The sequence below is a fragment of the Rhizobium sp. PL01 genome (assembly GCF_033447125.1).
Classification (GTDB): Bacteria; Pseudomonadota; Alphaproteobacteria; order Rhizobiales; family Rhizobiaceae; genus Pararhizobium.
In genome coordinates this window covers 324204-350373 of the sequence record NZ_JAWQUM010000002.1, presented here as the reverse complement: position 1 = coordinate 350373, position 26170 = coordinate 324204, and the positions used below count along the sequence as shown (strand labels likewise).

General features: G+C 56.3%; 21 protein-coding genes. 15 read left to right on the top strand and 6 right to left on the bottom strand.

Features of this window, described 5'->3' with window-relative positions; translation table 11 throughout:
• Positions 1-3: 3 nt before the first annotated feature.
• Positions 4-717, top strand: a complete 714-nt coding sequence (locus tag R6X40_RS06060; protein ID WP_318411867.1) for a DUF502 domain-containing protein — start codon at positions 4-6, stop codon at positions 715-717.
• Here R6X40_RS06060 and recG read toward each other — a convergent pair.
• Positions 704-2806 carry an ATP-dependent DNA helicase RecG gene (gene recG, locus R6X40_RS06055; protein WP_318411865.1) on the bottom strand — a complete coding sequence of 701 codons (2103 nt, stop codon included), beginning with the start codon at positions 2804-2806 and terminating at the stop codon, positions 704-706. The genes R6X40_RS06060 and recG overlap by 14 nt on opposite strands.
• A 118-nt stretch (positions 2807-2924) precedes the next feature.
• On the opposite strand from recG, the gene R6X40_RS06050 reads away from it, so the two are divergent.
• Both R6X40_RS06050 and mfd read left to right on the top strand, forming a co-directional pair.
• Entirely contained in the window at positions 2925-3239 is a 315-nt protein-coding gene (locus R6X40_RS06050) for a succinate dehydrogenase assembly factor 2 (RefSeq protein WP_318411864.1), read from the top strand.
• Positions 3239-6745 (top strand): transcription-repair coupling factor, encoded by a 3507-nt coding sequence (mfd, locus tag R6X40_RS06045; protein ID WP_318411863.1) that lies wholly within the window; start codon positions 3239-3241, stop codon positions 6743-6745. The genes R6X40_RS06050 and mfd overlap by 1 nt, the downstream gene beginning before the upstream one ends.
• Positions 6746-6812: 67 nt before the next feature.
• Here the strand turns inward: mfd and R6X40_RS06040 are convergent, their stop codons facing one another.
• Together R6X40_RS06040 and R6X40_RS06035 are read right to left on the bottom strand one after the other, a co-directional pair.
• A complete protein-coding gene (locus tag R6X40_RS06040; RefSeq protein WP_318411861.1) occupies positions 6813-7478 on the bottom strand; it encodes a DsbA family oxidoreductase in 666 nt (221 codons plus the stop codon).
• 100 nt (positions 7479-7578) lie between these two features.
• Complete coding sequence (locus tag R6X40_RS06035) at positions 7579-9453, bottom strand: extracellular solute-binding protein (RefSeq protein ID WP_412178333.1); 1875 nt, start codon at positions 9451-9453, stop codon at positions 7579-7581.
• Positions 9454-9676: 223 nt separating this feature from the next.
• On the opposite strand from R6X40_RS06035, the gene R6X40_RS06030 reads away from it, so the two are divergent.
• Positions 9677-10312 (top strand): invasion associated locus B family protein, encoded by a 636-nt coding sequence (locus R6X40_RS06030; RefSeq protein ID WP_318411858.1) that lies wholly within the window; start codon positions 9677-9679, stop codon positions 10310-10312.
• Between the two features lie 82 nt (positions 10313-10394).
• Here the strand turns inward: R6X40_RS06030 and hspQ are convergent, their stop codons facing one another.
• The gene (gene hspQ, locus R6X40_RS06025) at positions 10395-10724 is read right to left on the bottom strand and encodes a heat shock protein HspQ (RefSeq protein WP_037101318.1); all 330 of its coding nucleotides are present in this window, start codon (positions 10722-10724) and stop codon (positions 10395-10397) included.
• A 185-nt stretch (positions 10725-10909) separates the two neighbouring features.
• On the opposite strand from hspQ, the gene R6X40_RS06020 reads away from it, so the two are divergent.
• Together R6X40_RS06020 and R6X40_RS06015 are read left to right on the top strand one after the other, a co-directional pair.
• On the top strand, positions 10910-11950 hold the full coding sequence (locus R6X40_RS06020) for a hypothetical protein (RefSeq protein ID WP_318411857.1): 1041 nt from the start codon (positions 10910-10912) through the stop codon (positions 11948-11950).
• 43 nt (positions 11951-11993) lie between these two features.
• Positions 11994-13031 (top strand): TAXI family TRAP transporter solute-binding subunit, encoded by a 1038-nt coding sequence (locus R6X40_RS06015; RefSeq protein ID WP_318411856.1) that lies wholly within the window; start codon positions 11994-11996, stop codon positions 13029-13031.
• Between the two features lie 213 nt (positions 13032-13244).
• Here R6X40_RS06015 and R6X40_RS06010 read toward each other — a convergent pair whose 3' ends face one another.
• A complete protein-coding gene (locus tag R6X40_RS06010; RefSeq protein ID WP_318411855.1) occupies positions 13245-16820 on the bottom strand; it encodes a type ISP restriction/modification enzyme in 3576 nt (1191 codons plus the stop codon).
• Between the two features lie 592 nt (positions 16821-17412).
• On the opposite strand from R6X40_RS06010, the gene R6X40_RS06005 reads away from it, so the two are divergent.
• Both R6X40_RS06005 and R6X40_RS06000 read left to right on the top strand, forming a co-directional pair.
• Positions 17413-20394 carry a primase-helicase family protein gene (locus R6X40_RS06005; RefSeq protein WP_318411853.1) on the top strand — a complete coding sequence of 994 codons (2982 nt, stop codon included), beginning with the start codon at positions 17413-17415 and terminating at the stop codon, positions 20392-20394.
• Positions 20395-21247: 853 nt separating this feature from the next.
• A complete protein-coding gene (locus R6X40_RS06000; RefSeq protein ID WP_318411851.1) occupies positions 21248-21643 on the top strand; it encodes a hypothetical protein in 396 nt (131 codons plus the stop codon).
• 437 nt (positions 21644-22080) lie between these two features.
• Here R6X40_RS06000 and R6X40_RS05995 read toward each other — a convergent pair whose 3' ends face one another.
• Positions 22081-22707, bottom strand: a complete 627-nt coding sequence (locus R6X40_RS05995; RefSeq protein WP_318411850.1) for a recombinase family protein — start codon at positions 22705-22707, stop codon at positions 22081-22083.
• A 306-nt stretch (positions 22708-23013) separates the two neighbouring features.
• On the opposite strand from R6X40_RS05995, the gene R6X40_RS05990 reads away from it, so the two are divergent.
• The 7 genes from R6X40_RS05990 to R6X40_RS05960 all read left to right on the top strand — a co-directional run bounded on the left by R6X40_RS05990 (position 23014) and on the right by R6X40_RS05960 (position 26164).
• Positions 23014-23175, top strand: coding sequence for a hypothetical protein (locus R6X40_RS05990; RefSeq protein WP_318411849.1), 162 nt, complete (start codon positions 23014-23016; stop codon positions 23173-23175).
• Positions 23168-23353: a hypothetical protein gene (locus R6X40_RS05985; RefSeq protein ID WP_318411848.1), complete on the top strand. Its 186-nt coding sequence runs from the start codon at positions 23168-23170 to the stop codon at positions 23351-23353. The genes R6X40_RS05990 and R6X40_RS05985 overlap by 8 nt, the downstream gene beginning before the upstream one ends.
• Positions 23346-23522: a hypothetical protein gene (locus R6X40_RS05980; protein WP_318411846.1), complete on the top strand. Its 177-nt coding sequence runs from the start codon at positions 23346-23348 to the stop codon at positions 23520-23522. The genes R6X40_RS05985 and R6X40_RS05980 overlap by 8 nt, the downstream gene beginning before the upstream one ends.
• Positions 23519-23710, top strand: a complete 192-nt coding sequence (locus tag R6X40_RS05975) for a hypothetical protein (protein ID WP_318411844.1) — start codon at positions 23519-23521, stop codon at positions 23708-23710. Before R6X40_RS05980 ends, R6X40_RS05975 begins: the two co-directional genes overlap by 4 nt.
• Positions 23697-24176, top strand: coding sequence for a hypothetical protein (locus R6X40_RS05970; RefSeq protein WP_318411843.1), 480 nt, complete (start codon positions 23697-23699; stop codon positions 24174-24176). The genes R6X40_RS05975 and R6X40_RS05970 overlap by 14 nt, the downstream gene beginning before the upstream one ends.
• A 459-nt stretch (positions 24177-24635) precedes the next feature.
• The gene (locus tag R6X40_RS05965) at positions 24636-25682 is read left to right on the top strand and encodes a hypothetical protein (RefSeq protein ID WP_318411841.1); all 1047 of its coding nucleotides are present in this window, start codon (positions 24636-24638) and stop codon (positions 25680-25682) included.
• A complete protein-coding gene (locus R6X40_RS05960) occupies positions 25679-26164 on the top strand; it encodes a hypothetical protein (protein ID WP_318411840.1) in 486 nt (161 codons plus the stop codon). Before R6X40_RS05965 ends, R6X40_RS05960 begins: the two co-directional genes overlap by 4 nt.
• Positions 26165-26170: the final 6 nt, after the last annotated feature.

Genomic DNA, 26170 nt, shown 5'->3' with positions numbered 1-26170 from the left:
GGCATGACTGACAAACCGGCACGTGGGTTTTTCGCCACGCGGTTGAGGAATTATTTCCTGACCGGCCTGATCATCTGTGCGCCACTCGCCATCACAGCCTGGATTACCTGGTCGTTCATTCTCTGGGCCGACAGCTGGGTGAAGCCCTATCTGCCGTTTGATTACAACCCGGATAATTTCCTGCCCTATCCGGTGCCCGGATTCGGCTTGCTGACGGCATTGATGCTGATCACGCTGGTCGGCTTCTTCACGGCGAACCTGATCGGCCGCAGTGTCGTCGGCTTCGGCGAATCGCTGCTTGTTCGCACGCCCTTGGTTCGACCTATCTACAAGGGCCTGAAGCAGATATTTCAGACAGTGCTGCAGGATCAGTCGAATTCGTTCAAGAAGGCTGGCCTGATCGAATATCCAAGCCCGGGCCTCTGGGCGCTGGTGTTTATTGCCACGGATGCTAAGGGCGAGATCGCGGTCAAATTTACCGAACGCGGCCTGGACATGGTTGCCGTGTTCCTGCCACCCACGCCGGTACCGACCGCCGGTTTCCTGATTTTCGTACAGCGCGAAAAGATCGTGCCGCTGGACATGAGCCCGGAAGATGCCGCAAAGCTGTTGCTGTCCGGCGGCCTTGTTGCTCCCGACTATCTGCCGAAAGCTCTGGCGGTCACGCAGGACACAACATCCCCCGTCAAACGTGGCAAGACGCTTAGCCGGCCCTGAGAAAGCGGATCGCTTCGTCCCGTCGATGCAGATAAAGCAGCGTCCGCAATGCCTCGCCGCGCGCAGTCGTGAGGTCTGGATCGCGCTCGATGATATAGGCCGCATCCTTGCGGGCGATTTCCAACAGGTCGCCATGAGCCTCCAAGCTGGCAATACGGAAGCCGGGCGTGCCGGACTGGCGGGTGCCGAGCAATTCGCCTTCGCCGCGCAGTTTTAGATCCTCTTCGGCGATCAGGAAGCCGTCCTCTGTGTCACGCAGGATCGACAGGCGCGCCCGGCCGTTTTCGCTGAGCGGCCCCTTGTAAAGCAGGATACAGGTCGAGGCTTCGTCACCACGGCCGACGCGGCCGCGCAACTGATGCAGCTGAGCCAGCCCAAAGCGCTCCGCGTGCTCGATCACCATGATTGTCGCATCCGGCACATCGACCCCGACTTCAACGACAGTGGTTGCGACCAAAAGACGGATGTCACTATTCTTAAACGCAAGCATCACTGCGTCTTTTTCCGCGCCGTTCATCCGCCCGTGCACCAGACCGACATTCGGACCGAACTGCTTGTCGAGGCTTTGAAAACGTTCGTCGGCGGACATCAGGTCGGACGCTTCCGATTCTTCGACCAGCGGGCAAATCCAATAGGCTTTTTTGCCCTCTGCCAGTGCCGTTCGCAGCCGCTCGACGATTTCGCCGGTGCGCTCGGTCGACACCGTCACCGTCTGGATCGGCTTTCGCCCCGCCGGTTTCTCGGTGAGTTTCGAGACGTCCATATCGCCGAATGCTGCCAGAACCAGCGTGCGCGGGATGGGGGTTGCGGTCATGACCAGCATATGCGGGGAAATCCCCTTGGCCGTCAGCCGCAAGCGCTGGTGCACACCGAAACGGTGCTGTTCATCGACGACGGCCAAAAGAAGATTGTTGTAGACGACGGTATCCTGGAACAGCGCATGCGTACCGATAACGATCTGCGTCTCGCCGGATGCGATACGTTCCAGTATGGCGTCCCGCTCGCGGCCCTTGGTGCGGCCGGTCAGCACATCTATGGTGACACCAGCGGGGGCTGCCATCTTCGACAGCGTGGCGAAGTGCTGACGAGCGAGAATTTCCGTTGGTGCCATCAACACCGCCTGACCACCGGCCTCCACCGCAGCCAGCATCGACATCAGCGCCACTGCCGTTTTTCCCGAACCGACATCGCCCTGCAGCAGACGGAGCATCCGCTCGGTGCCTGCCATGTCCTTCAAGACTTCGTCGATCGCCACTGTCTGGCTACCCGTCAGCGAAAACGGCAGTGCGGTAAGGACCGGCCTGCTCAGCTTTCCCGTTGCATGCACCGGTATTCCGGCGACCTTGCGCAATCGCTGCCGCACGAGAGACAGGGAGAGTTGTCCGGCCAGAAACTCGTCATAGGCAAGGCGCCGCCGTGCCGGCGCCTGTGGGTCGAGATCGGTTCCGTCGCGCGGATCATGCAGGGCAACGAAACAGTCGCGCACGGAGTGAAAGCCCTGTTTTAGCATCAAGGCTTCTTCGATCCATTCCGGGAAGTCGGGGATTCGAGGCAGAGCCGCTTCGACTGCCTTGCGCAGGATGCGGGCTGATAAGCCTGCCGTCAGCGGATAGACCGGCTCGACCAGCGGCAGGTTTTCAGCCTCGCTCGCCCGCACCATATAATCGGGATGCACCATCGATGGGCGGCCGTTGAACCAGTCGACCTTGCCGCTGACCGTTACGGTCTCATCGACCGGCAACGCTTTTTCCAGCCAGTTTCCCTTGACCCGGAAGAATGTCAGGGCAAGCTCGCCAGTGTCATCGTGCAGGAAGACGCGGTAGGGCTGGCTGGTGCGCGGCGGCGGTGGTTGGTGCCGGTCGACCCGGCCGGTGATGGTGACAATGACGCCCTGCGGCGCACGCGCAATGCCCGGTTGGTGGCGCCGGTCGATCAGCGAATGCGGTGCGTGGAAGACGAGGTCGATCACCCGGCAGTCATCAATGCTTTCGAGGCCAAGCAGCCGCGCATAAAGTTCTCCCGCTTTCGGGCCAATGCCGGGAAGCGAGTTGAGGGGGGCAAAAAGTGGGTCGAGAAGGGCAGGGCGCATGCGGGGCAGACTGAAACGAGGATTAGGTCTTTGGCAAGGCTGACAATACTCTTTTCAGCGTTTATAGAGCCATAGCGATACGCCGCCCTCAGCGACGCGGCGACAGGAAGGACTTTTCATGACCGGCATCACCCGCACCAGCGCCGATCTCGATCCGCGCCGCAAACGGATTCTTTTCCGCGCCTGGCACCGTGGTGTTCGCGAGATGGATCTGGTTTTCGGGCAATTTGCCGATAACGAGCTGGCCGGCCTGGCCGATAGTGATCTCGACGAGCTTGAGACCATCATGGCCGAAGAGGACAATGATTTGGTCAAGTGGATTATCGGGTCGCAGCCGGTGCCTGAGCGGTTTCGGACACCATTGTTCGAGCGCATCAACGCGTATCGGCCTGATTTTGACGTGCTGTTTGATCACAAGGACAAAAACGCCTGATGATTGCCGGTTTTGATCCCAAGAAAGTCGCGCGTGCCAGCCGCGAGCTGACCATCGGTCCGGTCCCAGCCGGTGTCGAGCCGCTGATCCTCGCCGAGCTCGCCCGCGCCAACGGCCCCGTCGCCTATATCCTTTCCGATGGCCAGCGCATTGCCGATGTCGAACAGATGCTGGGGTTCGCAGCGCCGGATATTCCGGTGCTGACACTGCCGGGTTGGGATTGCCTGCCTTATGACCGTGTTTCCCCCAGCGCCGATACGTCGGCGCGGCGGCTGGCAACGCTGAGCGGCCTGATTGCGCATGCGAAAAAGCCACATCCGGCCATCGTGCTCGTTACTGTCAACGCCGCCCTGCAGAAGATGGCGCCACAGGATATCATCGAGAGCCTTGCCTTTTCGGCCCGCCCGGGTGCCAGCATCCGGATGGATGATATAGCAGCCCGCCTTGGGCGTAACGGCTTCGAGCGCGTCGCCACCGTTCGCGAAGTCGGCGAATATGCGGTGCGGGGCGGCATTCTCGATGTCTTTGTTCCCGGCAGCGACGAACCCGTCCGTCTGGACTTCTTCGGCGATACGCTCGAAAGCATCCGGTCCTTCGATCCGGCCAGCCAGCGCACCACCGGCCAGGCCCGCTCGCTCGATCTGAACCCGATGAGCGAGGTATCGCTTACGCCGGAGACGATCAGCCATTTTCGCACACAATATCTGTCGATGTTTGGCGCGGCCACCCGCGATGACGCGCTCTATCTGGCGGTCTCTGAAGGCCGTCGTTATGCCGGCATGGAACACTGGCTGCCGCTGTTCTACGACACCCTCGATACGGTGTTCGATTATCTCGCCGGTTTCCATATCGTCACCGATCATGTGGTTCGCGAAGCCGCAGCCGAGCGCGCCAAGCTGGTTCAGGATTATTACGAGGCCCGCCAGTTGTCGGCGTCGCCTAGCAAGTCACAGATTTCGCAAGGCACGCCCTATAAGCCGGTGCCGCCGGAGATGCTGTATCTGAGCGTCGAAGCGTTTAATGCTGCTCTGGTGTCGCGTAATGCCGTCCGCCTCTCGCCATTCAGCGAGCATGAGGGTGAAGCACGCCAGGTGATTACCGTCGATGCGCGGCTCGGCGTGCGCTGGGCGAAGAATGCGACGGAAGCGACCAGCGACGCCGAGCGCGTCAACGTCTTCGACTTGGCCGTCAAATACATCGCCGACCGTCGTGCCAAGGGTGCCAAGGTGCTGATCTCCGCATGGTCGGAGGGGTCGTTGGACCGCCTTCTGCAGGTGCTAGTTGAACACGGCCTTGCCAACATCAAGCCGATCAAGGCGCTGTCCGAACTCAACAGCCTGAAATCCGGGGAGGCGGCGTCGGCTGTCCTTAGCCTCGAAAGCGGCTTTGAAACCGGCAATCTCGTCGTCATCGGCGAACAGGACATTCTCGGCGACCGCATGGTGCGCCGCTCAAAACGCCGTAAGCGCGGTGCCGATTTCATCGCCGAGGTCGCTGGCCTCGATGAGGGCAGCATCGTCGTGCATGCGGAGCATGGTATCGGCCGGTTTATCGGCCTGCGCACCATCGAGGCAGCCGGAGCGCCGCATGCCTGTCTGGAGCTGGTCTACGCCGATGAGGCGAAGCTGTTCCTGCCGGTTGAAAACATCGAACTTCTGTCGCGCTACGGCTCCGAGGGCAGCGACGCCGTGCTCGACAAGCTGGGCGGCGTCGCCTGGCAGGCCCGCAAGGCCAAACTGAAGAAGCGCCTGCTGGATATGGCCGGTGGCCTGATCCGGATCGCTGCCGAACGGCTGACCCGGCATGCGCCGGTGCTGACCACGCCGGAAGGCCTCTACGACGAATTTGCGGCGCGCTTCCCTTATGACGAGACCGAAGATCAGATGACCTCGATCGAGGCCGTTCGCGACGATCTTGGCGCTGGCCGTCCAATGGACCGGCTTGTCTGCGGCGACGTCGGCTTCGGCAAGACCGAGGTGGCTCTGCGCGCTGCTTTCATCGCTGCCATGAATGGCGTGCAGGTGGCCGTGGTCGTGCCGACGACGCTGCTCGCCCGCCAGCACTTCAAGTCCTTCACCGAGCGTTTTCGCGGGCTTCCGGTGCGCATCGCACAGGCGTCGCGTCTCGTCGGCTCCAAGGAACTGGCGCTGACCAAGAAGGAAGTGGCGGAAGGCAAGACCGATATTGTCGTCGGTACACATGCGCTGCTCGGCACTTCGATCAATTTTGCCAATCTCGGCCTGTTGATCATCGACGAGGAACAACACTTTGGCGTCAAGCACAAGGAGCGGCTGAAGGAGCTGAAATCCGACGTGCACGTGCTGACACTGTCGGCAACGCCGATCCCGCGCACGCTGCAACTGGCGCTGACGGGCGTTCGCGAACTGTCGCTGATCACCACGGCGCCGGTCGATCGCATGGCGGTGCGCACGTTCATTTCGCCATTCGATGCCCTGGTGATCCGCGAGACCTTGATGCGCGAACACTATCGCGGCGGCCAGAGCTTTTACGTCTGCCCGCGTCTGGCTGATCTCTCGGAAATCCACGACTTCCTCAAATCCGACGTGCCGGAATTGAAGGTTGCCGTCGCCCACGGACAGATGCCGGCCACCGAACTCGAAGACATCATGAACGCCTTCTATGAGGGCCGCTACGATGTTCTGCTCTCAACGACGATCGTCGAATCCGGTCTCGATGTGCCCACGGCCAACACCCTGATCGTCCACCGCGCCGACATGTTTGGTCTGGCGCAGCTCTATCAGCTCAGAGGCCGTGTCGGCCGCTCCAAAGTCCGCGCCTTCGCGCTGTTCACGCTGCCGGTCAACCGGACGCTGACGGGCATGGCGGAGCGCCGCCTCAAGGTGCTGCAGTCGCTCGATACTCTCGGTGCGGGCTTCCAGCTGGCAAGCCACGACCTTGATATCCGTGGCGCCGGCAACCTGCTCGGTGACGAGCAATCGGGCCATATCAAGGAAGTTGGCTTTGAACTTTACCAGCAGATGTTGGAAGAGGCTGTTGCCGAACTCAAGGGCGACGAGGAGATTGCCGATAGTGGCTGGTCGCCGCAGATTTCCGTCGGAACGCCAGTGATGATCCCGGACGATTATGTTCCGGACCTGCACCTGCGCCTCGGCCTCTACCGCCGTTTGGGCGAGATCACCGAGCTGGGCGATATCGATGCCTTCGGCGCCGAGCTGATCGACCGTTTCGGTCCGCTGCCGCTGGAAGTCCAGCATCTGTTGAAGATCGTCTATATCAAGTCGCTCTGCCGCACCGCCAATGTCGAGAAACTCGATGCAGGTCCAAAGGGTGTCGTGGTGCAGTTCCGCAACCGCGAATTCCCCAATCCGGGTGCGCTGGTCGGCTATATCGCCAAGCAAGGCATCATGGCGAAGATCCGTCCGGATCACAGCATTTTCTTCCAGCGCGATTTCCCGACGCCGGAGAAGCGGCTGGCGGGCGCTGCCGTCGTCATGACGCAGCTGGCCGGACTGGCAAAGAGCTGACAACAAACAAAGAAAGCCGCGCGAAGTGTTTTCGCGCGGCTTTCTAAATTTACCGGATGACGCAGGCTCAATTGATCTGCGACGTATCTTTCATCTTGGCAATATCACGCAGGGCGTCTTCCAGAACCTCGACCGACTGTGCGCCCATGACGGCATATTTGCTATCGACGATGAAGCAGGGAACGCCGGTGACGCCCATACCGCGCGCCATCTCGATTTCCTCGGAAACCGCGTCCTTGTCCGCATCTGAAGCTAGCAATGCGGCAATGACGGTACGATCGAGACCAGCCTCGGCCGCAATGTCCAGCAGCACCGCGTGATCGCCGATATTGCGGCCCTGTTCAAAATTAGCCTTGAACAGCAAGGCGGCGACTTCGTTCTGAGTGTCTCCGCCTTCCGTCAGCGCCCACCTGATCAACCGGTGCGCATCGAGCGTGTTGGGGCTGATCTTTACGGCATCGAAATCAAACGCAATGCCGTCCTGTTCGCCAAGCCCTGCCAGCATTTCATGCGCGCGATCGACCGCCGCCTGGCCGCCGAGCTTGGCAGCGAGATGGGCTTTATGATCGACGCCCTCCAGCGGCAGGTCGGGATTGAGCTGATACGGCCGCCAGTTGACGGTGACGAGGATATCATTGGCGACATTCGCGATCGCCTGATCGAGCCTCGCCTTGCCGAGATAACACCAGGGGCAGACAACGTCGGAGACGACATCGATATTGACATGGTTCATGGCGCTTGCTCCTCGCGCTGAAAATCGTTGATCAGCGACATAGGCGTCCCGGTTTGCGCTTTCAATGCGTTACCAAAAGTATACCGCCATCATTTCCGCATCACTGCACAGTTTCGTCAAACCATGCCGGCAGCTGGTAGCCGTAGAGCGGCACGACACTGGGGCGGCCAATGTGCTTCTCCCGGGCGACCCACTGCGAATCGACATGGTAGAGCGGCACCAGATAGAAATTGGAGACCAGTAGGCGGTCATGCGCCCTCACAGCAGCCGTGAAGTCTTCGAGGCTCACGGCGCGCAAGATGGCGTTGATTAACGTATCGACATCCTTGTCGGCGACTCCTGCAAAATTATCACTGCCTTGGCGGTCGCGTGATTCGGAAGACCAGCGGCCAACCTGTTCGATGCCCGGCGACAGGGAGGACGGGAAGGACTTCACGATGATATCATAGTCAAAAGATTGGGTGCGCTGCTGATACTGCGAGTCATCGACGGTTCTAACCGACGCCTTGATGCCAAGTGCTGCGAGAGAGCGCTGGTAGGCGAGCGCCATTTTCTCCTGCCCTTCGTTCTGGGTCATAATCTCGAAGGCGAGCGGCGTACCGTTGGCGCTGAGCATCTTGCCATCCTTGATGCCATATCCAGCTTCACGCAGCAGCGTCACGGCTTCGCGCAGCACGTTGCGGTCGCGCCCCGAGGCATCGGTCACGGGCAGACGGTAGCTTCCATCGAGAACCGATGGATTGATGCGGTTCCGGATGTCGCCGAGTATCCCGAGTTCGCGGTCATCGGCCGCCGCACCGAGATAGGAAAGAGCTGAGTTCTGCCAAAAGCTCTGCGTGCGGGTATAGGCATTGTCGTAGAGGTTCTTGTTGACCCATTCGAAATCGAACACCAGGGCCAGTCCCTGGCGCAGTTTCGGGTTTTCGAACATCGGCCGGCGCGTGTTGAAGACGAAACCGAGCATGCCGGACGGTGTCTTCGGCGTAAACGTCTCCTTGATCACCTTGCCGGACTGAACGGCCGGAAAGTTATAGTTTCGCGACCATTTCGTCGGGCTGCCTTCCGGGTAAATATCGATCTCGCCCTTTTTGAAGGCCTCGAACAAGGAATTCTCCTGCAGGAAATATTCGACAGAAATCTCGTCGTAATTGTCCAAGCCGACCTTTGTCGGCAGATCCTTTGCCCAATAGTCGGGGTTGCGCTTGTAGACGATCCGCTCTCCGGGCTTGACCTCGGCGACACGATAGGGGCCGGAGCCGATCGGGAATTTAAGCGAGGTCTGGTCGAACGTCGCCACATCGGTCGCGTGTTTCGGCAGGATCGGCGTTGAGGCGATCAAAAGCGGAAATTCGCGGTCGGCCTGATCGTTGAAGGTGAAGCGAACACTGCGATCGCCAACCTTCTCGATCTTGTCGACCTTTGAAAGCCGCGTGCTGAATGGGGCGCGGCCCTTGTCGCGAAACAGTTCGAACGTGAAGATCACATCCTCCGGCGTCACTGGCTGGCCATCGGCCCACTTCGCCTTCGGATTGAGGTTGAACTGGATGAAGCTGCGGTCGTCATCCCACTCCACCGTCTCGGCCAGTAGGCCATAGAGCGAAAAGGCTTCGTCGCGCGAGCGCTGCATCAGCGAATCATAGACGAGATTGCCGTATTCCGGATCGAGCATGCCGCGCGCCGTGGTGCGCATGCTTTTCAGGATGAACGGGTTGAGACTGTCAAACGTGCCGACGACACCATAGGAGACGCGGCCGCCCTTCTTGACGTCTGGCTTGACGTAAGGGAAGTTCTTGAAATCGGCGGGTAGGGCGGGTTGGCCATGCATGGCGATCCCGTGAACCGGTTCCGCCTGTGCTGTCACACCGGTACAGAGCGTCGCCAGCACCGAAATCAAACCCAAAAATAATGCGCGCAAAGCCCGCCTCCTGCTATCGTCGGCTCGTGAATCACGGCAAATTAACACGTTGACCAGCATTTCCAACCAACCGATACTTTAAAAGCCGATGCCTGCCCAAGAACGGAACGTAAAAAAATGGCAGAGAGGCTGGATATCCGTCGCCGCTCGCTGTAACAGGTGTTCCCGGAGACGAGGGTCATGCAATTGCCTCATTTGCCCAACAGGAGAGCGGGCAGCTGACCATTGATCACGAGCGTCTTTAGACTGCTCAGACACCGGAATTCAGGAGACGGATATCATTATGATCTTCAAGTCGAACTTCACCAAAAAGGCTGCTTTGTCGGCATTCGCCGGCGCACTTGCTGTTGCCGCGACGCCCGCTGCATCTTTCGCACAGCAGGCTGCCGGTGCCGGCCGTCCGCCCCAGGGCTGGTTCAAGGTCTGCACCAAGCAGGAAGACAACGATGTGTGCATCGTGCAGAACTTGTTGACGGCCAGCAACGGCCAGCTGATCACCGCCGTTGGCTTGATCAGTGTCCAGGGCAAGGTTAACCGCAAAGTTCTGCAGGTTTCGGTTCCCTCGGCGCGTCTCATTCCGCCGGGTATCCAGATGCAGATCGATGGCGGCAAGGGTGCCAAACTCGATTACGCCATCTGCATGCCTGACAAGTGCGTTGCCGAAGTGCCGCTCAGCGATGCTGTTCTTGCCACCCTGAAGAAGGGCGGCGAAGTCGTGTTCACGTCGGTCAATTTCCAGCGCGCGCCGAACCCGATCAAGATTTCGCTCGGTGGATTCACCGGCGTTTTCGACGGTGAGCCGATCGAACAGTCCAAGCTCGAAGAGCGCCAGCGCCTGCTGCAGGAAGAAATGCAGAAGAAGGCTGAAGACGCCCGCAAGAAGCTTGAAGACGCCCAGAAGGCTGCAACGGCAAACTAATTGCCTGCTTCATCTAACAAAAGCCGCCGCGATAATCTCGCGGCGGCTTTTTGTGTTTAAGGTCGAGCCTGATGGATTGTTCTCAGTGCTGGACGACCGCTTTCGGCTTGTACTGTCCGACAGTCTCCGGATCGAAGAATGCGTTCACCTGCGAGTGGCGCACCGGCGTTCCGCTTTCATCCGAAATGAGGTTCTGTTCGGAGACATAGGCGACGTATTCCGTCTCCTCATTCTCGGCGAGCAGATGGTAAAACGGCTGGTCCCTGGTCGGGCGGACTTCAGCGGGAATTGAATTCCACCATTCCTCGGTGTTGGCATATTCCGGGTCGACGTCGAATATGACGCCGCGGAATGGAAACACGCGATGGCGAACAACCTGTCCAATCTGAAATTTTGCGTCTCTTTGTTTCATCATGTTAGGTTCCTTTCGCTCTAGTATGTGGTGGTTTTTCCTCAAACATCAATAGCGAAGCTCAGGCGGGACATAGGCTCACTGCGGCCCGGAACGACGAGGCAGCATCGCCATACGCTGTTGCTTGCCTCACCATGAAAATCATCGTACCTCACTTATGAGGAGTCTTCGATGGCAGATATTGCATGAGCAATCAGTGGGGTAGGGACCAACAGGTAACACGTGGCCGTGGCTCGTCCGGCCTTCTGCTGCCGGCCGTGCTCTGCGTGGCGCTGATTGCCGCCGGGGGCTATTTCTGGTTTGCCCGGCAGAACATGCAGGCCGATATCGCCGCGCTGAGGTCCAAGGCAACCTCGCTTACGGCCGAACTTGCCAAAGTCACGGCGGAAAAGGACAAGGCGAGCAACGATCTCGTCAATCTCAAGAAGAATTCCGGGAACTGGGCCGAGGAACTTGAAAAAGACTACGCCGACCTGAAACTCAATGAGGTTCCCAAGCTCAATCGGCTCTTGGACAAGCGCGACGCGGATATTGCCGCGCTCGAAAAACTGCTTGTGACCGAAAAGACTGCGTCGAAGTCAGACGCTGATGATTTTACGGCAACGATTGCCGGACTGAATGAGCAGCTGAGCACAGCCCAAACCGCTTCTGCCGATGCCCGAACAGAGGCGCAAAATCTGGGTGCTGATAAGCTTGCCCTGAACAAGCAGATAACCGGCTTGAAGGCGGCGCTCGAGAGGGCAATGGCCGATACGGTGGCCGCGCAGAAGGCGCTGGAGCAGAAGATAGCGGAAGCAGAGAAAAAAGCGACCTCCAAATCGGCGCTCGATCTGGCCCGTGACGCAGAGATCCGGACGCTGGAACAAAGCCTTGGCGAAGAACGCCAGAAAGTTACGGCGCTGCAGAAGAGGCTTGAAGATCAGGCCGCAGCCGCAGACAGAATGACCGCGCAAACGCCATCCGATATGCCGGTGATCGACAAGACCATATCAGAGACCAGCCAGCCTGCCCCAGGCATTGGATTGCTGCCGCGCGACCGGCAGATGGTGGACAACATCATTGGCACGACCCGTGGTGTGGGCTTTCTGGACGACGAGAAGAAGCAGCGGCTGAAAGACCAGCTGGCGTCAGGTGCCTGCGTCACCGATGCACTGGAAAGCGTCTTTGACAAAGTACCGCTGATCCTGATGCGCAATCTGATGCGCGATTTCAAGAGTGATTGCTGACAACCGGCATCTGCCAGCCCGGCGGCGCCTTACGTGGAGAAACATGATGTTGCGACAGGCTTTTGTGGCCGCTGCGATCCTCGCGGCGCTTGCGCTCAATCCGGTATCGGCTGCCGAGTTCGAAAAAAACATCATGACCGGTGGGCCACAGGGCACCTATATTCAGATCGGGCGGGATGTCGCAACGCTCGGTAAGACCTGTGGCCTGACACTCAACGTCAAGGAATCCGCGGGATCGCTTGAGAATTTTGTCGGTGTCCGCAACAGCAAGAACACCCAGTTCGGTATCGTTCAGAGCGATGTGCTCGAATATCTGAAAACATTCGAAGCCGATGATCCGGAAGTGCAGCAGGCCGTGCGCGGCGTGCGCATTATGTTTCCGCTCTATAACGAGGAAATCCATGTTCTCGCCCGTGCCGATATCAAGGACATGGGAGATCTCGCCGGCAAGAAGGTTGCCGTCGGGGTAAAGGACAGCGGCACGTTTCTGACCTCTTCGCTGATCCTCGACATCCTGCAGGTGAAGACTGGGGAGCGGGTCCCGCTCAATCCGGATGCAGCCTTGCCAAAGCTGCTCTCTGGCGAGATCGACGCCTTTTTCTACGTTGCCGGTGCGCCAGCAGCGCTGTTCAAGAACAATCCGATAGACGGCACGAAATTCCATCTCGTACCCATCACCGAAGCACCGCTGCTTGCAACCTATACACCGTCGCGTATCGATAGCGGAACCTATGCCTTCCAGAAGGAGCCTGTCGATCTGATCGCGGTCAAGGCTGTGATGATGACCTATGACTATGACGTCAAGCGCAACGCTTACCAGCGGGAAAGCTGCAAGGCGGTCTCGGAGTTTTCCAGCCTCATCCTCAACAATCTCGACAAGCTGCAGGCGAGTGGTCATCCGAAATGGAAAGATGTCGATCTCTCGGCGCTGCCGCCCGGCTGGCAGGTCGGTGTTTGCGTCAAGGCCGGTATGGCGATCGACTACAAACCCACATGCAAGGCCCCGATAGCTGTAAGCGCGCAACCGGATGGTAACGAGGAATATCTCAATCTTCTGAAGGAACGGCTGAAGAAGAAATAGAGCCGACAGTGGCTCATCAAACAAAAGGCCGGCTTTCTAGCGAAAGCCGGCCTTTTGTTTGAGACGGACCCGCCGATGACGGGTCCGAAACTGGCTGTTAGGCCGAGTAGTACATGTCGAATTGCGTGGTATGGAAAAGTTGAATATAAATCAATATGTTAGGAAGTGATCCTAACCACTTTCCTAGCCTCTTTCCTAACCATTATCCGCACCTCACGTCGTCCCCGTGCGAGATAAAATCTTCGTCCTCCGAGCATTCTTCTTGACGGCCTCGTGACGAGTATCACCGAGCCCGCGCTTTAACGTTTTTGCTTCCTTCCGCTCGCGAGCGGCGTCTCTGGACAGACTAAGTTGTTCGTACGTCAACGCAACTGCTGCACACGCGTGATAGTTGGTGTCGAGAACTGGCCCCATTGCCAAGACAGCTGCAATGCGGCGCACCATCTGCGAGACATAGAGGACTTCGTCCGCTTTCAGCGGCCGACCGACAACGCCTTGCTCGCGGTAGCTCAACCATTTCTTGATGACTTGGTAGCCGCCCAAGGAGTAGTTCCAAATTTTTTCCGGTATGCACGACCACCAAGAATCACCGTTTAAGTGAACGTCGACAGCGCGCTCGCCCACCAACGCCAGAAGTTGATCCGGAGTTATCCCGAGTACTGATGCTTCCAGCTCCAGCGCGACGCGCTCAGCCGAGCTGTAGTCGCGGGGCACAATAAGGCCCTGACCCGCCATCGTCTTCCGGTTGCCTGTCTTGCGATCGATCTGGAAATACCCCCAGCCAGCGGTCACAGCGAGGTCAGACGTTTGCAGCCCACCGCCGCCCCGCTTGGTAGGTAGGCCCATGATACGTAGTCCAGGTCGAAGCGCGCCCGTCGAGACCCCGGCCACATGAGCCTCTGGGTTCAGCAATGAAGCCAATGTCGAGCCTAGAGCCGCCGAAGCTGCCAATAATTCGGCATCACCGGCCAACGGAATCCGTGGCCAATCCATGCGCAGCGCGCCTTCGTTGTCCAACCGATACGTCGGTGCGTGTAAGATTGCCACCGCGTTGAAAAATGCAGTGTCGTCAGCACATCCGAGACTGCGCAGATGGGAAATAGCAGTGGCTGACGTGTTGTACGTTAGATCGCCGGTCAGGGGGTCCCTTGTACTAACAGGGAAATTTGTTGCCCCTCTATCGATCAAATCGAGACAGGCGATGGCACCGACCACCTGGGACGATTGCCATTCGCCACGGGGCTTTTGTTGCGTAGACAACGCAATGTTTCCGGGGAATGCGTGGGGCCAGTAGTCAGCTCGCTTTTCATCCAGAAGTTTTGTTTCTGGCTCCCAATACAGCCAGCGCACATCGAACGGGCGATATGCGTAACGGATTAAGTTTTCGATTCTTGCGCCGCGCTTTACGAGTGTGTCTCTGGTTGCAATGGGGTCGAACCGATCTGAAGCGGTCATTATCGACGCGTATCGACTTCGTGTCTCGTCATTGGATATCTTGCGATCGAAGTAGTCCGCCACCCTTTGTTCCAAGGAATCCCGGTCGACGTCGACAAGAAACTCATCGCGACTAGTTTTAACTCCGGGGAAGGAGACTGGGAACAGATCAGGTAACGATATCCAGTCTAGATAGCCCGCACCGACAACGGTGCTAACAAAGGGAAGCCCCAATTGGAGTGGAGGCGTTACCGTTTGGTACAGCGCGAGCGGATCGGTATCCGCACTATCAAGTAATTCTTGACGTTTGTGCGTTCCCCACAAATGCCTGAATTCCACGGATTTAGACGGCACATGCGCCTCTTTGCGGATCAAGGTCGCAATCGCAGTACCTACCTGGATACCCTCTCGATTGTGCTCGGTTGAGAAAATGGACGGATCAGGTCTGCCATCGGGCGTCGTTTTGCCGGTTTTGTAGCGGTCACCATTAAGGCAGTCGATTCGTATCGCGTCGTAGGCTTCGAGGTAACGTTCCCGCATAGCTGTGAATGACAGACCGTCCAGCCACGAGTAATTCGAGATAAAGCAGACAATTCCACTGCCGCCATCCTCGTAGTGGAACGTCATTGCATCGGATAGGAGATCCGTCTTCTCGACAGTAACTTTTTGGACTATCCGACGTTCAGCCATTCTGAAGAACCGGATATACAAATCATTCAGTCCTTGTCCTTCTGGTCTGCGAACGGCCTTGGGCTGCTTGTAAGCATCTGTTAGAGCGCGTTCCTCCTTACCTTCGTTAACACCCGCAAACCCGTTGTAGGGTGGGTTTCCTATAACGACTAGAATGGGGGCTTCCTGCTTCACGCGATCGGCCCGTGAGCGTTCTTCCTCCAACTCGGGGAATGGAAGCGGTTTAGTGACGTGCGGCTCCCATCCAGTCAGGGCATTAGTCAGGTAGATGCCAGCGCGTTCGGTGCTGCTGTCCAGAGTTGCCCCCATATCTCTTAAAGTCAGGCCGACTTGGAGATGTGCTACCACGAACGGTGCGGGCATAATTTCAAAACCGAACACTCGCGAGAGTGCCGCCTGCTTAACCATCTGGCCCTTCAATGCACCAAGCCCTTTGGCTTCGTAACTAGCCTCTATTCGCTTCAAAACAGACGCGAGAAAAGCCCCGGTGCCACAGCAGGGATCGAGGATGAATACCCGATCGGATGCAAGACCGTCTTCGATGCCGAGATCGTCGCGCAGCGCCTTGTCAACACGCGCGACCATGTAGTCCACGACTTCAGTCGGCGTATACCAGACACCAAGGTCACGCCGAAGTTCTGGATCGAAGGCTTCAAGAAACGGTTCATAAAAGAACTGAACGGCATCTGCGTCGTTGAAGCGCTTGAAAAATTCAGTGGTGTCTACCCGATTGAGGGTCGCTGCAGTCCAGTCCAGAACTTCTACAAGCCGAAGTGGCTGCAGATGGGCGGGGCTCGCGATTTGCTGGAACAGTGTTCGAATGAAAGGAACCGTAAGGTGCCACGTCGCTAGCTTCCAATCGAATTTCAGCGAAGAGCGCGGTGTCTCCCGCGCCCAAATTACCCATGCCGAGAACACGCCATAAAACAGCGTTTGGACCAGCGTGGATCGAAAAAAGTGGCCACCCTTTTCGGCATCGAAGGTAACGCCTAGGGCCTGTTCTAAAGAGGATCGGACATTCGCCAGTGCAGGTAATTCGCCAGCCTCTTCTACACGCTGTAACGCGTCCCGTGCATAGGAGGCGAGGAACCACGCCACATCTCTTGGCTCCCGCAAAGCAACCGATTGTGTGAGCGCTCGTTTGAGATATTCTCCAAAAGCTCGACCAATAAGCTCGGCAGATTTCTTTGGCGTCGCCACCATGTCCCAGAAGGCCTTTGCGGTAGGCGCCAACCGAAAGCCTTCTAGCTTCGTTGCCTCGCCATTCGGCCCTTCGCCAATTATCAGAAAATCCCGAAGGTTTGAAACAATCACAAGCCGGTAAGCACCGAAGTATTTGCTCACCTGTTTAGTTTCGGCAGTCAGCCATGTTTCATCGGCTACGCCTTTCAATTCGACCACGCCACGTTCGGGCGGTTGCCCTTTGCGAGGCTCGCCCTTCTGAATCTGATTGGCGGCGTATAACCCGAAATCCGGATGCCCTGCGCCGGTGTTGGCGAGGTCGGAAAGGCAAATCACCTTGGGCTTCAATTCCTGCCCAAGGGAATTTAACAAATCGGCGAGGGCGGGATAATATGACCGCTCTTTCGTACCGGTGCCGAGCCCACGCTCATCTCTTAGGCGGAAGAAATATCGTTCAACGATTTGTATAAGCCGGTCGGTCATTTGGTGAAAGGTTCCCCTCGGCATGGCCGATCGATACGCAAACTGCCACCCCAGCAAGCAGTGCTTCCACCTCGGGTAGAATCACGCGATTGCAGTCCGTGATTGCCCTCAACATTGCCGTTTCGAGTGAGAAGAGCAACTGCTGTGTCGTTGCACGCAACCAACCCTAAGGGGAGTTGAAAGCTTCGGGACGGTTGGCGAAGTTACTTCAATAAATTCAGCGACCTAGTCCATATTTCTCAAGAATGTTTCTAAGTCGATTTTTGTGTGTAATTTCAATGTCTTAAATGGGTTTTGAGGGGAAATGTTTCCAACTCGTCTCTTTTAAGAAATTGAACCAGCATCTATATAACGAATGCGGTTCCCAGAAGTGCAGGGACGTCGGTAAATATATCTGGCGTCCCTCTCGCCGCAGATAAGTATATCTACCTCTCACAATGCGAGGTGATACTTTGACCGCACTTCACGTCGTTTACGCTGGTACTTCTCCCGGAACCGCAAACTCCGAAAGACGCCAGTAAATGTTGAAACCGCGCAGATCAATCGCGATCTGCGCGAACGGACCTGCACGTCTGTAATTTGGAGATTTAACATGCCTGAGAATACCAAGTTCGAGCCGCCACGCTCAACCGATGCACCTATGTCTATGCCCCTGAATCAAGCGGAGGTCTACGGGGAGCTTTCAAACGAAATCCTCGACACAAAAATCGCAATATCGACGGCGGCTAAGCGCGACGACAAGACCTTCAAAGTCTCGCCGGAATTCAAGTTTAAAGATCTTCTGCATTCGAACCTCTCCAAGGTCCGGGTCGGCAAGAAGGACGGTTTGTGCTTCGTGCCTGGCATCCTTATGGATGGACGCAGGCTCAATAATGCCGTGACAAAGCTCTTCATGATGGGGCTTGACGTGGACTCCGGTGCATCCATGACTGACACGATCAAGAGGCTCCAGTCCATGGGACTGTTCTTCGTTGCCTATACGACGCACTCGCACGAAACGACCCGCCTCGAAATCAAGAAGGACATGTTCTATAAGTGGGCCAGTGAAAACGGGCATGACACCGAACTGGAGATCGGGCCGGATGCCAACCGGCGTATTCAGCTTTTCTTGGCCGAGCAGGCGAAGTACGTTCGCGAGGTGATAGCATCAGCTGAGTACGTGGAGACAGTTCACGAAGCCACCGGCATCCAGCACATCATTCGAACCCGGCCAATCGACAAGTTCCGGCTCATCCTTCTTTTGCAGAAGCCTTACGTCATCGCTGAACAGCCGATGGCGCAGAAGGATGCCATCAGGGCGTGGGGCGACATGATCCTCGGCATGGGGCAGATGCTCGGCATCAAGGTCGATCGCGCGGCCCGAGATTGTTCGCGCCTGTTCTACCTCCCCAGCCGCGATGCGAAGGCGACCAATGCCAAGATCATTGTCAACGCAGGTGATAGGCTCGACTGGACGAAAATTGAGAAGGTGTCGATCCATAAGTATAACACCGTGGACGACGTGTTCGACCAAGCTGGAAGCGCAATGGGAGGCGGTGGAAAACAGCACCTGAACGTAAAAGGTGTTGACCTTCTCTATTGGGCGAAGAAGCGCGCCGACGGGTTCGATATCTCTAGTCTGTTCAAGGATTTTTGTGAGGATCGACTTCGCAAGGAAACCGCGCCGGGCAAGTTCACGGTCGAATGCCCGTTCGATGAAGATCACGGCAACCCCGGCGATCCTGAAGACCCCGGCTGCTTCCTCCACAGTGCTGGGTGCGACGCCGAGACGTTTGCGTTCCGCTGCAGCCACGAATCATGCGCGGGACGCGACCGCCTCGTAATGCTCAAGCGAGCAGTAGAAGCGGAATGGTTTCAGGTTAACGCGCTTTGGGAGGATGCGTACTATGTGCTTGATGATGCCGATGGGCACGCGAAACCTAAAGCTGCTTCGTCCGAGACGGCGGGACCGCAACGCTTTTTCGATGACATAGACGACGGCATTGATGCACTTAATAAGTTCGTCGCAAAGGTGAAGTTCAGCGGCAAGCCCCGCGTCTTGATCCAAGGTGATGGGCCGGACGAATTCCTCACGTTCCAAGATGCCCGGAACTGGTTTGCTGACTATTCTTATGCTGGAGCAGCGGATAAGAATGGCAACGCGACAATCAAGCGCCTCTTCGCCGCTTGGGAAGCATCCGAAAAAGCCCGCCGTTATGAGCAAGTCGAGTTCAGACCGGGTACGCCCGATGAAGCCATGCCGGAGCGCACTTACAATCTGTTTCGCGGCTTCAACAAAATTCCGGCAGAAGGTGATTGGAGCCGCTTCATTTGGCACACCTTCCATATCATCTGCGACGGCAACAAGGAGCATTTTGAATGGCTTCTCGGTTGGACAGCCGACATTTTCCAGAATCCCGAGGAAAAGCCGGGCACCGCTGTCTTGCTGCAGGGGCCGATGCGAAACGGTAAATCGACCTTCGCGGGAGCGCTTCTCGACATTATGGGTCTCGAACACGGAATCGAAGTTCCGGAATCGGGCCGTCTCGTGCAGAAGCATAACACCATGCTCGGCATGGCTCTGCTTGCAGTGGGCGAAGAGATCGAAGCCGGTAGAGATATTGCCGGAGTCCTGAAATATCTTATTGCGAATGACTATCTCCCCATCGAGCCTAAGGGCGTCAACGGATACATGTCGAAGAATTACATCCGGCTCCTTTTGATTTCTAACAAAATTAACGCCGTCCCTCTGGAGGAAGGCGATATGAGATATTTCATCCTGAACGTCGGGACGGCGATGCAGTATAATACACAGTATTTTAAACTGCTTAAGGGGCAGCTTAAAAATGGCGGATCGGGGGCTATGCTCTACGATCTCCTCAAGTACGACTACTCCCACGTCAATTTGCGGAAGCCGCCACGGACGGTTGGCTTTGCGCGCCAGATGAAGGCCGCGATGCTCCCCGGTGACCGATGCTACATGGAGTTTTTGGAAACCGGTTCGCTATCCGATGTTAACGACAAGCTTTTGCGGTGGGGTCAAGCTTATCGCGATCAACCCGAAGCGTCTCGTCTACAGGAGCAGCCGGTAACGGTGACCAAAGAGACGCTGTACAGCATCTTCCGGGAAGCCCTCGCGGATCGTAGTGGCCGGGTGCCGATGGACTCGGAGATTGGCAGCTGGCTCGTTGTGCGAATCCCGGGCCTTAGGAATTGGCGTAGCACTGTCGATAGCAAGCGGGCATACGTTTACACCTTGCCGCCCTGTTCTGAGCTGCGGTTTGCATTCCAAAAGGAAACCGGGATTGCATTCGCAGACGATCGCGAGGCGGTTTCCGGTGACAGTACGGTAGTAGAGGCGGTTGTCGACCGGCTTCAGGATCACATTCCAATCGAGGTAAGACGCCCGACACTTGACGGAGGGCAAGAGATCGACACGTTGCTCACGGCCGTCGTGCAAATGGAAAGCGAAGCATATCTGGCAGGGTTCACTGATGTGCTCGGCAGCTACCACGTGTTGCGCGACGAGGCGCGTGAGCGGCGCGACCATGCCTACGCCGACCGCGCCAGCGGGGTTTCTTCTGCCCCGGTATAAATCGTCCGGGGTGTCCGTCATCTCTTTCAGACTGCTTGGCAAAAATTCCAAATGATGACAGTGACTTACGATCAGATGTCCGGGGCGTCCGGGGGGAACCGAAACCGTTCGCATAAGTGCTATTCAGTCCACTGCGATGCGGGCCGTATATCTTTTGAATTTACCCTAGACACCCCGGACTCCTCGGACAACAGGTGAAAAAGAGTAGTGTATTCAAATCATTAAGTTGTCGGAGGGTGGCGTCTTCCCAACCGCCAGCCCCGGACACGTTCACCTATTCGGCAGCATAGCTGCGCCTAGTGTGATCGGGTGCGGGCGAGGCCATCATTTCTGCAAACGTAACCGGCCCATCGCCAAGACATCCTGACGACATCGGTTGAGTACAGAGTTCCCTTTGCTCTGCACTCAATCCCGTCACCCCCCTCCGGCAAGCACTCGACCACCTCTAGGCGCTGGAGCCAATGGCCTCGATTGGAAAGGTTGAGTGCAGAGGCTGTGCATCCAACCTCTTTCCCGCACGCCCGTTCTTGACAGATGCCGACCAAGCCGCCTGTCGATCTACAACGCACTGCGCCGTGATGATAATTTGATCCATTCGACCTCACTCCGCCCGGCTCGGGAGAGCGGTAACGTGTCCGATCATTGCGTTAGTATCGCAGACCAGTGCAAACGTCATCTTGCGCGAGGTATTAAGGGCTTACCGGATTGCAGGTGATGATCGGCTGCGCCGCCGATCGCCCCAGCTTAACCTTGCGCTAATCACATTTTTCGATGCCTCCTAAAATGCCTGAATGTTAGCTTGTTGTTAAGCGCTGACGTTTGGAGTCTGCCTCATCAAACAAGGACATGGAACATGTTGAAAGCACTTCTCACCGGTATCGCCCTCGGCGCTGGTCTCATGGTTGGGGTAGGCGCGATCGGCTTTATTGGCATGCACTACGTCGCGGGCAAGATGGAAGTCGCCACACAGCGCGCCACAGACGGACTCGAACGTGCCAACGCGTCAATCGAGCGGGAATTTCCGGCTCCCGTGTTCCGTCACAATCTCGAAGCCTACCGGGCATGCCTGCACGCCAACGACGAGGGCAACGTCTCCGCCACGATCGACGCCTGCCGCGATGAATTCCGCAAGTGGGAGGAGGCGCCGCAATTCGCGCTTGAACTCGAAAAGTTGCAAATAACCGACATCCGCGCGGCCGAAATCATGACCGCCTATGATAACGTCAACTCGACAAAATATTTCGACTAAATCGCCTCGTATTTTTGCCGGATCGTCCTTCTTCTGGTCTCCAATCTCACTTTCCACGCGCGAGAATTTTTGGTGAGGAGGGCTCGTCTTTTCTAATGAGACCGCGGCATCGGCACGCGCTATATCGGTCATCACGCGCGTGCCATATTTGTACCGACCGATGGTCGTTCTGCACACAACCTTGAGTTTTCGCAACTACCTTACAGGCGCGGCGATGCCGACGGCAGAATCTTGAGTCGGATGAGCGGGGGCCACACGTAATGCCTCCACCACCGTCGCCAGCTACATGGAAGACGGTAATGGATAAGGGGAGGTTGAGTGCAGAGCGGCGAATATACGAAAAATGATCGTTAAAATACTGTTCAAATTGTCCAGATCGAGGCATTAAAAAACCGGGGCAGAAACCCCGGCTAAATTGCGGCATACAGGTTAGCTAGCTAGGTGGTAGTTGGCACTTGCAGCCGCTTCGCCAACCTCGCCAGTGTGCTCCTAGAGGCTCCAGTGGCCGCTAGAATGCTCGACCAACTTTGACTACTGCGCAGCATCTTCATAAGAGCGGCGTTGCGTTGCTCATCTTCCGGCCTGCCACGGTAGCGGCCGTCCTCCCGCGCCTTGGCAATTCCTTGCGCCTGTCTACGGCGGCGATCGATGTAATCCTTGCGCGCGATCGCGGCGAGCATATCCAACATCATCCCGTTCAGGGCTTCGAACATGCGGGCCGTGAAGTCATCTTCGCCGCCAGTCGCCATCGTCCATGATGTAGGGAGATCCAAAGCGACAACCTTCACCCGGCGCTGGCGGAGCTCCTCCTTAAGGCGCTCCCAATCTGAGGTGTTCAACCTCGACAAGCGATCGACCTGCTCTGTTAGCAGGATATCGCCCGGATGGCATTCTGACAGAAGCCTGAACAGTTCGGGGCGTGCCAGCGAAGCGCCGGACTCGTTCTCCGTATACCAAGCCGCGATTTTGAGTCCGCGTTCGGCTGCGAACGCTTCAAGATCAGCCTTGGCACGTTTGGCGTCCTGTTCAACGGTGGAGGCTCGGAGATACGCACGGATGAACACAGCAGCCCTCTTGGTTCGATTTATATGGTCTGATTATTGCCGGTTCGATTGAAGTGGTCAAGCGGAATTATCGAACCAAAAACAAACATAAAACGCTCCCAAATCCTGATTTGGTTGAACACATCGAATAGTTCCGTTCAAGTAGACCCAAAAAAGACCGGTCAAAGTGAGCCACTATCTCACAATTCTTGACAATTCTGTCCATCGTGTCTAGCATTGCCATATTCGAAAGCGGTCGCCGCGGGGGGCGCGATCAACGTCTGCATTCGAACCAATCCCACATCAACATTTTCATAGGAGGTCCAATTGACCGCCCGAACACCTGTGCGCGTCTGTCTGGACGCCAAACAACTCGCGTTCGCCCGCACGATGGCAGAGGGCAATCAAGCTTCCCTCGGTTCGGTCCTGCGGATAGCTCTTGATTACTTCATTAAAACCATCGCCAAGAAGGGGCCGACCGATGACTAATGACAAAGTGCGGCTGTCGGCCGTGGTGACTCTAGATCAGATGGACTTCCTCGATGAGCGCGCAGCGAGGTTGCAATGCAGCCGCTCGGCCGTGCTGCGGACTGCCGTAGTGCTCGCCATGGCGGCGAAGCGCAAGCAGGCGGAAATGGCAGCAGCAGAGGTCGATCAGGATGGCTAGAGAAAATCACTCTGATTGGGGCGCGGTAAGCGTAATTCTGACTGCCGATACGATCATCTATCGTCTTGCGCAAGCTTGTCGTCGTGAAAGCACAACGCGAGCCGATGTCGTCCGCGCCGCGATTGCCGAATATCTAGACCGCGCCGAAGAAAAGGAGGTGACAGCATGATCTCGTCCGACAAAGACGAACTCACCGTCGCGATCTTCGTGACGCCCATCCACCGACAATTCATGAAGAGGCTAGCGGCGAAATACGACTGGTCCATCGAAGAGGTGATCAAGCACATGTTCTTGGTCACGCACATCAACGAGCTGATTTTTGACGCCGAACAGGAGGCAAACAATGACCGACATTAACGAACCGAACGAGGCACAGCGCGAACTCCTGCGTATGACGGGCGTCATGGGCGCAGTCGAGTTGACTAATCCGATGGATCGGCTCGAATACAGTAACCGTGGTTCCACACCTCGCGCAAAAGTCGAACCCCACGCAGGCCCGATGCTTTCAAAGTCGGGTGCTGAATACCTTGCCACCACCGGCAAGAAAATCAGCGAACTTGACGAGGCCGAACGAGATAATCTCGCGTTCTGGCATGAACTCGGATTACGCGTTGAAACACCAGCGCCAGCCGCCGCGACGCCGACCAGTTTGAAGACGCTTGATCCCGAAAAGATCAATGCCGCAAATCTAACGCCGCAATTGCGGCTCGCAATCAACGAAGCCCTTGACCGGCTTAACCACGACCGCTCGGGTCGCATGTCTCTTGATGTGAGGTCCAAAGAAGCGGCTATGCTAATGGTTGCTCCATATCTCTTAGCCTGACAACACGACCAGTACGAGACCCCGACGTTTTTCGATTGCAGCGTGGGGCACTTTTAACGATTGAGACGCGCGCCACGATGGCAGACAGCGCGGCCTCATATGGCCGACTCCATAATCAGACGATGGAGTCGGCCATTCCGGTTTATGGGCTAGCGTCTGCCCCTTAACCCCAAGCCGTGCGCAATTCTGAATCGTCGTAATCGCCTTGCAAGGTTTTAACTCAAATGTAAAATTTGTTGGGATGGAACCATAGGGGGTGTATGGCTACCTTGGATTGCGGTTCACAGAGAGACTGTCGATCTGAAAAAATCGAATTGGCCGTTATGCAAAATGGCCATTCTGGTTCGTCTAGGAACGAGGCGGGTCCGCTTGACCCAAACGATACGCGTATCGATCCAGTCACTTCATAAAGCCCGCGACCTATTACCAGATTCACCGCGATGTCGGTTTAGATTGGATATGACAGAAACCGTTCTGCCTCGGATAATAAATTTGTTAAGAACTTTCCGAGACGAGACTCAGCTACCTCCGATTGATTACTTTGCTGCAGTTGTTCCCAAGGAGAGTTGGATGAAGAGTTGCAGGGCGGTTGCTTATCTTATCGAGGTCCGGAAGCTAAACGCGAAATCCACCGACAATCTCAGATTCAAAGACTTCAACGGTGCAGACTCGTTGCGGACGGTCCTTCAAAAAATTCTTTTGAAATACGCGAATTATCAAAACCTGAAACTTCACGAAAAACTGTTCAAAATTGAACTGATTAAGAACAACACTGGCCCGCTCGTTGGTCGCTTCATGGCCGGTGATTACGGTCAGGCTGGCGAAATTATCGAAGCTACCAACGGCAGCATCGCCTACAAAAAGAAGAAGTCGGAGGCCCTCCCAGAGCCATTCTTCTTCCACATCGCTTTGCCAGACAATGAAAAGCGAGGCATCGTCTGCCTTCAACAGACCGGCTTAGGCGGCGTGAAGGGGCTTTTCGAAACGGCGGTGGTCGGGGTCTTTGAAAAGCAGTATCCGGGGTATCGACTTCACGTTAGGCAGCTTACGGTTGCCGACACCCTATCGCAGCTCCTCAAAAACGGGCTTGTCGAAGAGGTGATAGTCGAAAAACATGAGATTCCAGCTGATATCGCAGATAGATTTGGCGGACAACACAAAGCCTATCCTGGCAAATTCGTTTACTCAATCCAACCCAAAACAGGCTTCTTGAACTCGGGTATGTTTAAGAAGGACGGGCTGCTCGCGTTTGCGAAGGGAAAGAAAAATCTCGAAGATGTCTTTGAATTTGACGATCGTGGTTTTGACGTTGTCAAAACGAAAATTCGCATAGGGGACGAGATCAAAACTGTGAACTTAACGAAGCCGGACTCGATATCCTCCTCATATGATATTTCGAAGGACGTCGTGATCGGCGGCGATGGCTACCCAACTCTGGCAAGTCTGCAATCGGAGTTCAACAAGATCGTAGTTGACCTCGCCAAGAGAGGAGGCATCAAACTATGACGTCGAAGATTGATGTTTCGGTCATTGTTGCGGAGCATTTTGCTACTTTCCGAGATGAAGCTACAAATCGGTACAGCATTCTCGATTTTGTAGTGATGCTTGCGCTCCCCGGCGCGGTTGCGATTCTTGCTAGTATCATCGGTTTTCACATCAAAGACGACTATGTTGGGACTCTTATTTCGGCCTTCGCTATTTTTTCGGGGCTCCTGTTCAACGTATTGGTTCTGATTTACAGCATTACTGACACCGGGCCGGAAAAAGATGAAGTACGTGAGAGGTTGATAAGTCAAACTTTTGCGAACATATCGTTCTCGGTTATGTCCTGCTTGGTAGCGGTGATGCTCCTTTCAATTCTGTTGTTTGTTCAAGGGATAGCTCAGGCGATTGTCGAATCTTTAGTGTATTTTATCGGGCTCAATTTCATGTTGACTATGTTAATGGTGCTCAAAAGGATGCATATCCTAATGCGCGGAGGGGCATGACAGTGG

Bases quoted from the DNA above. Each gene is read 5' to 3' on its own strand.
- R6X40_RS06060 (WP_318411867.1), top strand. From the start codon at position 4: ATGACTGACAAACCGGCACGTGGGTTTTTCGCCACGCGGTTGAGGAAT.
- recG (WP_318411865.1), bottom strand. From the start codon at position 2,806: ATGCGCCCTGCCCTTCTCGACCCACTTTTTGCCCCCCTCAACTCGCTT.
- R6X40_RS06050 (WP_318411864.1), top strand. From the start codon at position 2,925: ATGACCGGCATCACCCGCACCAGCGCCGATCTCGATCCGCGCCGCAAA.
- mfd (WP_318411863.1), top strand. From the start codon at position 3,239: ATGATTGCCGGTTTTGATCCCAAGAAAGTCGCGCGTGCCAGCCGCGAG.
- R6X40_RS06040 (WP_318411861.1), bottom strand. From the start codon at position 7,478: ATGAACCATGTCAATATCGATGTCGTCTCCGACGTTGTCTGCCCCTGG.
- R6X40_RS06035 (WP_412178333.1), bottom strand. From the start codon at position 9,453: ATGCTGGTCAACGTGTTAATTTGCCGTGATTCACGAGCCGACGATAGC.
- R6X40_RS06030 (WP_318411858.1), top strand. From the start codon at position 9,677: ATGATCTTCAAGTCGAACTTCACCAAAAAGGCTGCTTTGTCGGCATTC.
- hspQ (WP_037101318.1), bottom strand. From the start codon at position 10,724: ATGAAACAAAGAGACGCAAAATTTCAGATTGGACAGGTTGTTCGCCAT.
- R6X40_RS06020 (WP_318411857.1), top strand. From the start codon at position 10,910: ATGAGCAATCAGTGGGGTAGGGACCAACAGGTAACACGTGGCCGTGGC.
- R6X40_RS06015 (WP_318411856.1), top strand. From the start codon at position 11,994: ATGATGTTGCGACAGGCTTTTGTGGCCGCTGCGATCCTCGCGGCGCTT.
- R6X40_RS06010 (WP_318411855.1), bottom strand. From the start codon at position 16,820: ATGACCGACCGGCTTATACAAATCGTTGAACGATATTTCTTCCGCCTA.
- R6X40_RS06005 (WP_318411853.1), top strand. From the start codon at position 17,413: ATGCCTGAGAATACCAAGTTCGAGCCGCCACGCTCAACCGATGCACCT.
- R6X40_RS06000 (WP_318411851.1), top strand. From the start codon at position 21,248: ATGTTGAAAGCACTTCTCACCGGTATCGCCCTCGGCGCTGGTCTCATG.
- R6X40_RS05985 (WP_318411848.1), top strand. From the start codon at position 23,168: ATGACTAATGACAAAGTGCGGCTGTCGGCCGTGGTGACTCTAGATCAG.
- R6X40_RS05980 (WP_318411846.1), top strand. From the start codon at position 23,346: ATGGCTAGAGAAAATCACTCTGATTGGGGCGCGGTAAGCGTAATTCTG.
- R6X40_RS05975 (WP_318411844.1), top strand. From the start codon at position 23,519: ATGATCTCGTCCGACAAAGACGAACTCACCGTCGCGATCTTCGTGACG.
- R6X40_RS05970 (WP_318411843.1), top strand. From the start codon at position 23,697: ATGACCGACATTAACGAACCGAACGAGGCACAGCGCGAACTCCTGCGT.
- R6X40_RS05965 (WP_318411841.1), top strand. From the start codon at position 24,636: ATGACAGAAACCGTTCTGCCTCGGATAATAAATTTGTTAAGAACTTTC.
- R6X40_RS05960 (WP_318411840.1), top strand. From the start codon at position 25,679: ATGACGTCGAAGATTGATGTTTCGGTCATTGTTGCGGAGCATTTTGCT.